General features: G+C 49.5%; 10 protein-coding genes. 8 read left to right on the top strand and 2 right to left on the bottom strand.

Annotated elements, in window-relative coordinates; all coding sequences use genetic code 11:
* Nucleotides 1-41: 41 nt before the first annotated feature.
* The 8 genes from mraY (at nucleotide 42) to sigE (ending at nucleotide 9384) form a co-directional block, all read left to right on the top strand.
* The gene (gene mraY / locus ACZM6M_RS05080) at nucleotides 42-1010 is read left to right on the top strand and encodes a phospho-N-acetylmuramoyl-pentapeptide-transferase (protein ID WP_066547340.1); all 969 of its coding nucleotides are present in this window, start codon (nucleotides 42-44) and stop codon (nucleotides 1008-1010) included.
* A 41-nt stretch (nucleotides 1011-1051) separates the two neighbouring features.
* The gene (gene murD / locus ACZM6M_RS05075; protein WP_417301685.1) at nucleotides 1052-2410 is read left to right on the top strand and encodes a UDP-N-acetylmuramoyl-L-alanine--D-glutamate ligase; all 1359 of its coding nucleotides are present in this window, start codon (nucleotides 1052-1054) and stop codon (nucleotides 2408-2410) included.
* A 292-nt stretch (nucleotides 2411-2702) separates the two neighbouring features.
* A complete protein-coding gene (locus ACZM6M_RS05070; protein ID WP_337434352.1) occupies nucleotides 2703-3926 on the top strand; it encodes an FtsW/RodA/SpoVE family cell cycle protein in 1224 nt (407 codons plus the stop codon).
* An 87-nt stretch (nucleotides 3927-4013) separates the two neighbouring features.
* Nucleotides 4014-5321 (top strand): UDP-N-acetylglucosamine 1-carboxyvinyltransferase, encoded by a 1308-nt coding sequence (gene murA / locus ACZM6M_RS05065; RefSeq protein WP_418926621.1) that lies wholly within the window; start codon nucleotides 4014-4016, stop codon nucleotides 5319-5321.
* Nucleotides 5322-5329: 8 nt separating this feature from the next.
* Nucleotides 5330-6061, top strand: a complete 732-nt coding sequence (locus tag ACZM6M_RS05060) for a cell division protein FtsQ (RefSeq protein WP_418926622.1) — start codon at nucleotides 5330-5332, stop codon at nucleotides 6059-6061.
* Between the two features lie 165 nt (nucleotides 6062-6226).
* Nucleotides 6227-7579 (top strand): cell division protein FtsZ, encoded by a 1353-nt coding sequence (gene ftsZ / locus ACZM6M_RS05055; protein ID WP_484073924.1) that lies wholly within the window; start codon nucleotides 6227-6229, stop codon nucleotides 7577-7579.
* A 179-nt stretch (nucleotides 7580-7758) separates the two neighbouring features.
* The gene (locus tag ACZM6M_RS05050) at nucleotides 7759-8607 is read left to right on the top strand and encodes a sigma-E processing peptidase SpoIIGA (protein ID WP_417045601.1); all 849 of its coding nucleotides are present in this window, start codon (nucleotides 7759-7761) and stop codon (nucleotides 8605-8607) included.
* Nucleotides 8608-8643: 36 nt separating this feature from the next.
* On the top strand, nucleotides 8644-9384 hold the full coding sequence (sigE, locus tag ACZM6M_RS05045; RefSeq protein ID WP_417045602.1) for an RNA polymerase sporulation sigma factor SigE: 741 nt from the start codon (nucleotides 8644-8646) through the stop codon (nucleotides 9382-9384).
* 86 nt (nucleotides 9385-9470) lie between these two features.
* Here the strand turns inward: sigE and ACZM6M_RS05040 are convergent, their stop codons facing one another.
* Entirely contained in the window at nucleotides 9471-10454 is a 984-nt protein-coding gene (locus ACZM6M_RS05040; protein WP_317437999.1) for an NYN domain-containing protein, read from the bottom strand.
* 125 nt (nucleotides 10455-10579) lie between these two features.
* Nucleotides 10580-11359, bottom strand: coding sequence for an RNA polymerase sporulation sigma factor SigG (sigG, locus tag ACZM6M_RS05035; RefSeq protein WP_337434338.1), 780 nt, complete (start codon nucleotides 11357-11359; stop codon nucleotides 10580-10582).
* Nucleotides 11360-11404 lie beyond the last annotated feature (45 nt).

Here is an 11404-nt window from a genome sequence, read left to right as displayed (position 1 = left end):
CGGCGTTTGCCGGCAGAATACATATGAGATTGAGGTGCCCTATGATTCATGAGACGATATTAGCGATTATTATTGCATTTGCCATCAGCGCCCTGCTGTGTCCGATTATCATTCCCTTTCTTCACAAGCTGAAATTCGGCCAGCAGGTCCGGGATGACGGGCCTCAGAGCCATTTAAAAAAGCAGGGAACTCCTACCATGGGAGGACTGATCATTTTATCCAGCATTATTATCACATCCCTGTTTTATATTCCTTCTTATCCGAAGATCATTCCGGTGCTTTTTATGACGGCCGGTTTTGGGATCATCGGCTTTCTGGACGATTATATCAAGATCATCCTGAAGCGTTCGGAAGGATTGACTCCGCTCCAGAAGCTGGCAGGACAGATCGTGATCACAGGCATTTTTGCCTGGTATGTGCTTAACAGCGGCGAGGTGGGAACCGATATGCTCATTCCCTTTACAGGCGGGTTTGAGGATGGGAAATTCCTTTCTCTGGGTATCCTGTTTGTTCCGGCTCTGTTTTTTGTAACGCTGGGAACGGATAACGGTGTGAATTTTACCGATGGACTGGACGGTCTGTGCACCAGCGTAACCATACTTGTAGCGACTTTTTTAACCATTGTGGCCATTGGGGAGGATATGGGGATCAGCCCCATTACAGGAGCTGTGGTGGGAAGCCTTCTGGGGTTTCTGCTTTTTAATGTATATCCGGCAAAGGTGTTCATGGGAGACACTGGGTCTCTGGCGCTGGGGGGATTTGTGGCTTCTGCAGCATATATGATGCGTCTGCCTCTGTTTATTCCCATAATCGGTCTGATCTATCTGGTAGAGGTTCTGTCTGTTATTATTCAGGTAACGTATTTTAAAAAGACAGGGGGAAAGAGAATCTTTAAAATGGCACCCATCCATCATCACTTTGAACTGTGCGGATGGTCTGAAACAAGGGTTGTAGCCGTATTTTCCATTGTTACGGCCATTTTATGCATGGTCGCTTATCTGGGACTGTAAGAGCGCCGGCAGCTTAGGCAAAGAAGGAGGTTTAACCACGAATGGATCAAAGTCAGAGAGTATTAGTTGCGGGAACCGGCAAAAGCGGCATTGCTGCGGCAAAGCTGATTCTTAACCGGGGAGGAGAGGTAGTTCTCTATGATGGGAATACAGCTCTGGATGAAAAAGAGATCAAGGCCCGGTTTGAAGAGGGCGCTAAGGTAAATGTTGTTTTAGGGGAGATCAAGCGCTCCGACCTTCTTGGGGTGGAGCTGTGCATTATCAGTCCGGGAATTCCTCTTACAAGTCCTTTTGTGGCAGTTGTAGATGAGGCTAGGATCCCGATCCTTGGAGAAGTCGAACTAGCCTATCAGTGCAGCGCAGGAAAGCTGGCTGCCATTACGGGAACAAACGGAAAGACGACCACCACAGCTTTGACGGGAGCGATGGTAAGGAAAAAATATGAGGAAACTTTTGTAGTGGGAAATATCGGCGAACCTTTTACTGCAAAAGCAGCAGAAATGACAGAGGATTCGGTTGCCGTAGCTGAGATCAGCAGCTTTCAGCTGGAAACCATTATGGATTTTAAGCCCAATGTAAGCGTCATTTTAAATATTACGCCTGATCATCTGGATCGTCACGGAACCATGGAAACGTATACTCAGATCAAAGAGTGCATCACCATGAACCAGACGGAGGAGGATACGGTTGTCCTGAATTTTGATGACCCCATTTTAAAGGAATTCGGTAAAAAAGAGGGGCTGAAGCCAAAGGTAATCTGGTTTTCGTCAAAAGAGAGCTTAAAGGACGGATTTTTCCTGAAAGGAGAAGAAATCATATATGCAAAGGCCGGAAAAGAAACGGTTCTTTTAAATGTGAAGGAGCTTCAGCTTTTAGGCCAGCATAACTATGAAAATGTGATGGCTGCCGCTGCTGCTGCCATGACCCTTGGCGTATCCCTTGAGGCGATTGGAGAAGCGGCCAGGGAGTTTAAGCCGGTCGAGCATCGGATCGAGTTTGTGCGGGAACGCACCGGAGTCCGCTATTATAATGATTCCAAGGGAACGAATCCGGAGGCTGCCATCCGGGCTCTTAAGGCTATGCCGGGGCCGGTGCTCCTGATCGCAGGAGGGTATGACAAACACAGTGATTACAGTGACTGGGCCAAGGAATTTTCCGGCAGGGTAAAGTATCTGGTGCTGATCGGACAGACCAGGGATCGGATTGCGGCCTGTGCCAGGGAGCACGGCTTTACAGATGTTATGTATGCGGAGGATCTTCAGGAGGCGGTGCAGGTCTGCGCTGTTTATGCTGATTCCGGAGACTGTGTGCTTTTAAGCCCGGCCTGTGCCAGCTGGGGGATGTTTAAGGATTTTGAGGAACGGGGGCGCGTCTTTAAGGAATGCGTGATGGCTCTGTAGGAGGTAGAAAGGAATGGCTGGAAATAAGCGCCGGGCAGCGAGGCCGGAAGGAATAACGGGAGCAGCGGCGGCCAGAGTGCCGGCGCGGTATGATGCAGCCTCGGTGAGAGACGTCCGGTCTGCGCAAAGACCCGGAGGCAGTAAAAAGAGAAAGACAGGGACCGGCAGCCGTACGGTGCAGAGGACTTCCCGGAACAGCCGGTATGAGCAGGATGAAAGAAGGCGTCCGAGCGGACGTTCCCCTCAGGCCCAGAGGGTGCAGAGAGAGCCCCGCCAGGGACAGGGTCAGAGAATGCAGCAGGGCAGCCGGACGCAGGCGGCCCGTGCAGCATATGAGTATGGGAATCAGAAGCAGGCTTATGAGGCAGGAGCGGTTCCGAAAAAGAAAAGGGAACGCAGCTTTTACGATCTGAGCCTGGTGGTGATCATTATTGTCCTCACCGTTTTCGGACTGGTAATGATCTACAGCGCCAGTTCCTATACGGCCCAGCTGAATGATGACCTAAATAATAACAGTGCCTATTTTATGCAGCGCCAGGGTGGAATCGCCCTGGGAGGCTTTATCTTTATGCTGATCATTTCCAAGATGGACTATCACTGGCTCTACCGGCTGGCCGTGCCGTCCTATATATTGTCTCATATTCTTATGGTTATTGTAACCTTGGTGGGACGGGAGGTAAACGGAAAAAAAAGATGGCTGGATATAGGCCCCATCGGATTTCAGCCTTCTGAGTTTGCAAAAATTGCGTTGATCATCATGCTGGCAGCAGTGATTACGAAGCTGGGAGGAAAAATTAACCAGTGGGCCGTTATGGGAAAGGTATTTTTGCTGGCGGTTGCCATTGGCGCGATCGTAGCGGCAAATAACCTGAGTACAGGTATTATCCTGGTGGGAATCGGCTTTGTTATGCTGTTTGTAGCCTGTAAGGTGAAGTGGCCCTTTTTCCTGGCCGGCGGAGGGGCGCTGGGTATCCTTATGACCGCCGGGCCTCTGGGTAAATTCCTTTTAAATATCCATGTTCTTAAACCGTATCAGTATAACCGGATCGAGGCATGGCTGAATCCGGAGCTGGATCCGGAGGGAAAGAGCTTCCAGATCCTTCAGGGACTTTATGCTATTGGCTCCGGAGGTCTGATGGGGCAGGGACTGGGCGAAAGCATCCAGAAGCTGGGATTCCTTCCTGAATCCCAGAATGATATGATTTTTGCCATCATTTGTGAGGAATTGGGTCTTTTTGGGGCTATTGCGGTTATCATGCTGTTTCTTCTTATGATTTACCGGTTTGTGATGATCGCCAATGATGCACCGGATCTGTTCGGCGCTCTTTTGGTTGTGGGAGTGATGGCCCATATTGCCATTCAGGTTATTTTAAATATTGCTGTTGTGACCAATACGATCCCCAATACGGGAATTACCCTTCCCTTTATCAGTTATGGAGGCACATCCGTTCTGTTTCTTATGGTAGAGATGGGAATCGTGCTCAGTGTATCCAACCAGATACGTGCAGCAGTATGAGTGATGCAGCAAACAAAACACAAATGCACAAACAGCGGATAAAGGGCATATACTTTTGTATAGTATAATCGCTGCGGAGGTGGTCTTTTGTCCGCAATCCGTGTCAGTGGATGCATACCCTTAAAGGGGGAAATTTCCATACAGGGATCGAAAAATGCGGCCCTTCCCATGATGGCGGCCGCTCTCCTGCATAAAGGTCTTACGGTTCTTACCAATGTTCCCAGGATACAGGATACAGCCTGTATGATGAAGATCCTGGAAGCTCTGGGATGCAGCTGTATCCGCCGGGGATGCAGTGTTTTTATTGATGCCGGAGAGATAAAAAAAACGCAGGTGCCTCAGGAATATGTCCGGTCCATGCGTTCATCCATTATTCTATTAGGAGCTCTTCTGGGCCGTATGGGGCAGGGGAACTGCTGTTATCCCGGAGGCTGTCTGATCGGAGCAAGGCCCATCGATCTCCATCTTATGGCGTTAAAAAAAATGGGGGCCGTGATCCGCGAAGAAGACGGGATCATAGAGGCCTGCGCAGGAAAGGACGGGCGTCTTAAGGGGACGGAGATTGTTTTTTCCTATCCCAGCGTGGGGGCTACGGAGCAGGCTCTTTTGGCTGCTGTGCTCGCAGAGGGAGTAACGATTATCCGCGGTGCTGCCATGGAACCGGAAATCAGCCAGCTGTGCGGCTTCCTTAATAATATGGGAGCTGTGATCTGTGGTGCAGGCACAAAAAACCTGATGATCCAGGGGGTGCGATCGTTAAGGGACAGCGCCTTTCGGGTAGAAGGCGACCGGATCGTGGCGGGAACCTATGGGGCTGCTGTGATGGCAGCTGGAGGAGACGTAACCTTAAAAGGCGTCCGCCCGTCGGCGCTCAAGCTTCCTCTGGCCCTTTTTTCCCGATCTGGAGGAAAGGTTACAGTTTCTGAAAGCAGCGGACGGCTTCAGGCGACAGGGATCGGCTGTGAAAAGGAGGGAAGGATCCGGATCAGCAGCAAAGGTCCTGCCGGGCCTCTCGCTCTTAAAACGGGGCCGTATCCGGAATTCCCTACGGATCTGCAGTCTCCGTTCATGGCTTTTCTGGCTGCAGGCCGGGGCGTGAGCCGGATTGAAGAGCGTGTGTTTGAAGGACGGTTCGGCATAGCTGGAGAGCTTGAAAAAATGGGAGCCTTAATTCGGCTGGAGGGGAAAACGGCAGTTATTTACGGAGCAGGTTCCCTGAAGGGATCTGCCGTAAAGGCAGCAGATCTTCGGGGAGGGGCAGCGCTGGCAGTAGCGGCGCTGGCTGCAAAGGGAGAGACGGTCATCGAAGACTGCCGCCATATTGAACGTGGGTATGAGGACATCTGTCGGGATTTATCGGCTCTCGGAGCCGGGATCCAATGGATAGGAGAGTGATATACCGCATGAGAAAAACAAACGAAAAACAGCATATGATCCTGGGGATTGCCGTGGCGGTTTTTCTGCTCACGGCTATCCTTGTGCTGTCTGTCCGTATCCAGACGATCACGGTATCAGGAAGCAGCCGCTACAGTGCAGAGCAGGCAAAAGAACTGCTCTTTTCCGGCCGGATGGGAAAAAATTCAGTCATTGCCTATCTGCGGGACAGGCTTAATCCCCATAAGCAGATTCCCTTTGTAGAGGATTATAAAATCGTGTTTCACGGCCCTTTTCATGCAGAGGTCATTATTTATGATAAAAGCATTGTAGGCTATGTTTCCTACATGAGCAGCTATATGTACTTTGACCGGGAAGGCATTGTAGTGGAAAGTTCCGGCAGAAAGTTAGAGGGGGTACCCTGGATCACAGGCATGGATCTGGGGCGGGTGGTGCTCTATCAGCCTCTTCCGGTTGCAGACAGCCGGATCTTTGAGGAAATCTTGAACCTGACCCAGCAGCTTTCCCTTTATGAGATTTTGGTAGATCAGATCCGCTTTGATGCGTATAACCAGCCGATCCTGACCATCGGACAGATGGAAGTGATCTTGGGAAATATGGGAAATATTGACAGCAAGCTTTCTGTTTTAAATGATATTCTTACAGATCAGCCCCAGCTGAGGGAAATCCGTGGAACACTGGAACTGGGGGATTACAGCGAGACAAATGACAGGGCAGGGATCACATTTAAAAAGAAATAAAATACAAAATTCAGGGTTGATTTTTTTAATAAAATCAAATATAGTATTAGTTAGGCTAAAAGCATGACATATTAAAGAATATCTGAAGAAAAGAGAACAGAGACGCATTCTGAAAACAGACTCTGAGAGCCGGGATGCATGAAAGGGATAAGGAGGATAAGTATCTTGTTAGAGATTAAGATAAATGAGTCAGAAAATGCCGCAAGGATCATTGTAGTAGGTGTGGGCGGCGCAGGCAACAACGCAGTAAACCGCATGATCGACGAGAACATCGCAGGTGTGGAGTTCATCGGCATCAATACGGATAAGCAGGCTCTTCAGTTCTGCAAGGCTCCCACAGCCATGCAGATCGGTGAAAAGCTGACAAAGGGACTGGGCGCAGGCGCAAGACCGGATGTAGGTGAGAAGGCCGCAGAGGAAAGTTCTGAGGAGATCTCACAGGCATTAAAAGGTGCGGATATGGTATTCGTTACCTGCGGCATGGGCGGCGGAACCGGAACCGGAGCAGCTCCTGTTGTTGCGAAGATTGCCAAGGATATGGGTATCCTGACCGTAGGCGTTGTGACAAAGCCTTTCCGTTTTGAGGCAAAGGCCCGTATGACAAACGCTTTAAACGGGATCGAATGTTTAAAGCAGGCGGTGGATACTCTGATCGTTATCCCCAATGACCGTCTTTTGGAGATCGTTGACCGCCGGACCACCATGCCGGATGCTCTTAAGAAGGCAGATGAGGTGCTCCAGCAGGCAGTTCAGGGAATTACAGACCTGATCAATGTTCCGGGCCTTATCAATCTGGACTTTGCAGATATTCAGACCGTTATGATCGACAAGGGCATCGCACACATCGGTATCGGCAAGGCAAAGGGCGACGACAAGGCCATTGAGGCTGTAAAGCAGGCCGTTTCCAGCCCGCTGCTTGAGACGACTATTGAGGGTGCAAGCCATGTGATCATCAATATTTCCGGTGACATCAGCCTGATCGAGGCAAATGACGCCGCAAGCTATGTTCAGGAACTGGCCGGAGATGACGCAAATATCATCTTTGGTGCCATGTATGATGAAAATGCTCAGGATGAGGCAAGCATTACGGTAATTGCTACCGGTCTGGATGAGCACAATTCCACTTCTTCTGTGACAAAGGCAATGGCAGGCTTTACAAATTTTAAGCCCAAGGCACCTGCTGCAGCTTCTGCAGCCCAGACAGAACGTGCCGCAGCTCCGGAAGCTGCCGCTACCGCTTCCGCAGGCTTTACAAGACCGGCTCAGCCCTCCTTTAACCGCAGCTTTGGACAGCAGAGTGCTGGAAACACCGCTCCTTCCTTTACTGCTCCCCGATTTGGACAGGGAACAGGAAACTTCAGCTCTTCCGCTGCAGCTACCGCTCCGGCATCAACTGCAGCCAGCAGCAACGGAAGCAATACAGCTGCTCCAGCCCAGAATCAGGCGCCATCCTTCCGTCCGACTGCAAATAAAGAAATGCAGATCAATATTCCGGATTTTCTGAAAAATAAGAGATAAACAATTTTAATGAACCGATTTGACCGGTGAAATGGATAAATGTATATCATTATCCGTTTCACCGGTTTTTTTGTCGAAAAATTTTTCCTGTTTTCCCCCTCCCTTCGACAGTATTTGCATATGAGAAACGTTATAATGTCCATAGGACAGCCTGATAGGGGAGGTGAGGCCAAAGCGAGGTGGTTTATACAGTCTACATAGATGAAGTATTTGCTGTAAATATGGCTATGGATTTGATGGTGCTTATGGCAGTGAATCAAGTGCTTTGTTACCGGGCAGGAGCCGCGCAGATCGTGAGGGGTGCAGCATTGGGGGCGGCCTGGGCCTGTGTAACAGCCATATTTCCGCAGATGCCGCTGACGTTTAAGGCGGCAGGAACGTATGGGGCAGCAGGCGCTGCCATGGCAGTAGCCGCATTCAAAGTAAAGGGGATAAAAGAAATCAGCCGGGCGGCAGCGGGAATCTATCTGAGCGCTGTCATTCTTGGAGGAGCCATGATGGTTTTTGAAGAGCAGCTAAGGCCCGGAGGGATCTTTTTTCCATTGGCCTGCGGTTTTAAGGTACTGGGGATACCGGATCTGTCCGGAGCGCTTATGCTCCTTGGAGGCACAGCATCCGTTTTTGGGGCGGTCTGCTGGTTTAGAGGACTTACAGCGTCCCTGCTGCAAAGAAAGGCCCTGTGCAGGGTAACCCTGCGCCAGGGCAGCAGGATGTATGTGGCGGCGGGGCTGATCGACACGGGAAACCGGCTGAAGGAGCCGGTAAGCGGCAGGCCGGTTCATGTAGCTGTTCAGGAAGTGATCGAAGCCGTATCGCCCAGGGTACGGGGAGTGACTTATATACCCTACCGCAGTGTGGGAGGAGAAGGGTTCCTTCCGGCAGTGACATTAGATGAAATAAAGGTGGAGCAGCAGGGGAACTGCTATACACTTACGAGGCCTTTGGTGGCTGTGGTAAAACAGCCTCTTTCTCCTAAAGGAGAATATGAGGTCCTGATACAGGAGTTTGACGGCGGCGCCGGAAGATAGGGGAATCGCGGCGCCATAAAAACAGGAGGAAGTAAAATGATTGTTAAAGTATCCATACCCAACCGTTTTCAGTTTAAAACGGCTCCGGGTTTTCGCACGATGCTGATGCAGAAGCAGGGGGAGGTTCATTATATCGGAGGCGCTGATATTCTTCCGCCGCCTCTTGAGACAGAGGAAGAAGGGCGCATGATCGGTCTTTTGGGAAGCTCAGAAGATCATCAGGCCCGATCCTGTCTGATCGAACACAATCTGCGTCTGGTGGTATATATTGCAAAGAAATTTGATAATACCAGCGTAGGAGTGGAGGATCTGATTTCCATTGGCACGATCGGCCTTATAAAGGCGATTAATACCTTTAAGCCGGATAAAAATATAAAGCTGGCTACCTATGCTTCCCGATGTATTGAAAATGAGATCCTTATGTACCTAAGGCGCAACAGCAAGACGCGTCTGGAGGTTTCCATCGACGAGCCGTTAAATGTAGACTGGGATGGAAATGAACTTCTGCTCTCAGATATCCTTGGAACGGATGAAGATGTGATCTGCCAGGGAATTGAGGATGAGGTGGAGAAGGATCTTTTAAATACAGCGATCAGCCATTTAGAGCCCAGAGAACGCAAAATTGTAGAACTGCGTTACGGCCTGTCAGATGAGGACGGCGAAGAAATGACTCAGAAAGAAGTAGCCGATCTTCTCGGCATCTCTCAGTCCTACATATCCAGACTGGAGAAAAAAATCATGAAGAGACTGAAAAAGGAGATTGTCCGTTTCGAGTAGATGACTGGAGAACTGAATGAATATAAAAATACGCCTTAGATTCCGTAAAAAGGGAAACTAAGGCGTATTTTTCACTGTAAAGGCATCTACCGCAGCTGTACCATATTATCCTTGATCTTAAAGGTTCCAAAGCTTCGGATAAAGCTGGAAATCCGGCTGAATCCATACTGTTTTACATCAAAATCCGGGAATTTCTTTTTCAGCTCTTCGTGGATGATGCTCAGATTATCTACATGCCCTTTGTTGTTCTGGATCAGACGGATGATCTCTTTTTCGATATCAGCCTTGGAGGTGGAGGCGGATTTTTCCTGAACAAAGTAGCCTCCGTGGAGCTTTACCACCTGAAAATCACTGTTATTTAAGCTTTCTAAGAAGGTGGAAAGCTTGGAGTAGCCGTAATTGCGCACATCAAAATCAGAGAAGCGTTTGGTGAGGAAATTTCCTACCCGTGCCAGGATGATAGGCTGATTCTGGCTGTTGTTTTCGATCAGAAGCTTTGTAATGGCTTTCTGGATCTCGTCAATACCGGTGATGGTTTTCTGGATTTCGTCAATCGAGGGTACCTCAGTTTTGGCGGCGGTAAGGGCATTTGCCCGCCCTTTGTTTATTGGAGCGGTCTCTGCCGCATCTTCCGAAGAAATGATTTCCAGAAGCTTAAACGTATCGCAGGCTGCCCGGAACGGCTTTGGGGTTTTCTGCTCCCCGATGCCCATGACAAACATACCGGCTTCTCTGAGTCTCTGGGCCAGCTTGGTAAAGTCCGAATCGCTGGATACCAGGCAGAAGCCGTCTACATTTCCCGAATACAGAATATCCATGGCGTCGATGATCATGGCGGAATCGGTGGCATTTTTGCCGGTGGTGTAGCTGTACTGCTGGATGGGATTTACGGACCAGTCCAGGAGCACATTTTTCCACGCCCGTTTTTCATTGTCCGTCCAGTCGCCGTAAATGCGTTTATAGGTGGCGATACCAATATCGGATACCTCATCCAGAATATATTTGATATATTTGGGAGATACGTTGTCTGCGTCGATCAATACTGCAAATCTGCGTTCATTCTGTTCCATATGCTTGTGTTCTGTCGCTTTCCTAGAATTATCCCAAGGGGGACTGTTAAACCTGCAATCAGTGTATCATATTCGGGCAGCAGGCACAAGGGGGACAGAAGTTTCAGCTGCAGTATTTCATAAAATCAGCTGTTCAGATAGCTGCGCATGGATTTTAGGGCGCTTTTTTCAAGCCGCGATACCTGGGCCTGGCTGATATGGATTTCTTTTGCAACCTCGGTCTGGGTTTTTCCTTCAAAAAAACGCATATCGATGATGCGACGTTCCCGGTTCGGCAGGCGCTTCATGGCTTCTGAAAGGGAAAGATCCTCTACCCAGTTTTCTTCCAGATTTTTTTTATCGCTGATCTGATCCATCACATAGAGCGGATCCCCGCCGTCTGTATATACAGGTTCGTAGAGGCTGACCGGAGTCTGGATGGCATCCAGAGCATAGGTGATATCTTCTCCGGAAATACCGATTTCCTGAGAAATTTCCATCAGAGAAGGCTCCTTGGAGTGGAGGCGGGTGAGCTGTTCTCTGGCATAGAGGGCTTTATACGCGGTGTCCCTGAGAGAGCGGCTGACGCGGATGGAGTTATTATCCCGCAGATAGCGGCGTACTTCTCCAAGGATCATAGGAACCGCATAGGTGGAAAATTTTACATTCTGGGTAATATCAAAATTGTCAATGGCTTTGATAAGGCCGATGCAGCCAATCTGAAAGAGATCATCGATATTTTCCTGACTTCCGGCAAAACGCTGGATCACGCTTAAGACCAGGCGTAGATTTCCTTTGATATATTCTTCTCTTGCATCCATATCCCCTTTCAGGATCAGGGAGAATAAGCGCTCTTTTTCTTCGTTGCTGAGCAGCGGCAGTTTGGCAGTGTTGACGCCGCAGATTTCAACCTTATAGCATGACATGGTCCGTACCTCCGTTTGGTTGTGTTATGCACGGAAAGCTTTTCG

The organism is Enterocloster sp. (assembly GCF_057861365.1).
The sequence above is the reverse complement of the archived record's forward strand: the minus strand, read 5'-3'. Positions and strand labels throughout refer to the sequence as shown.

Excerpts from the sequence above, each read along its gene's own strand:
- mraY (WP_066547340.1), top strand. The coding sequence starts at position 42 with ATGATTCATGAGACGATATTAGCGATTATTATTGCATTTGCCATCAGC.
- murD (WP_417301685.1), top strand. The coding sequence starts at position 1,052 with ATGGATCAAAGTCAGAGAGTATTAGTTGCGGGAACCGGCAAAAGCGGC.
- ACZM6M_RS05070 (WP_337434352.1), top strand. The coding sequence starts at position 2,703 with ATGCAGCAGGGCAGCCGGACGCAGGCGGCCCGTGCAGCATATGAGTAT.
- ACZM6M_RS05060 (WP_418926622.1), top strand. The coding sequence starts at position 5,330 with ATGAGAAAAACAAACGAAAAACAGCATATGATCCTGGGGATTGCCGTG.
- sigE (WP_417045602.1), top strand. The coding sequence starts at position 8,644 with ATGATTGTTAAAGTATCCATACCCAACCGTTTTCAGTTTAAAACGGCT.
- ACZM6M_RS05040 (WP_317437999.1), bottom strand. The coding sequence starts at position 10,454 with ATGGAACAGAATGAACGCAGATTTGCAGTATTGATCGACGCAGACAAC.
- sigG (WP_337434338.1), bottom strand. The coding sequence starts at position 11,359 with ATGTCATGCTATAAGGTTGAAATCTGCGGCGTCAACACTGCCAAACTG.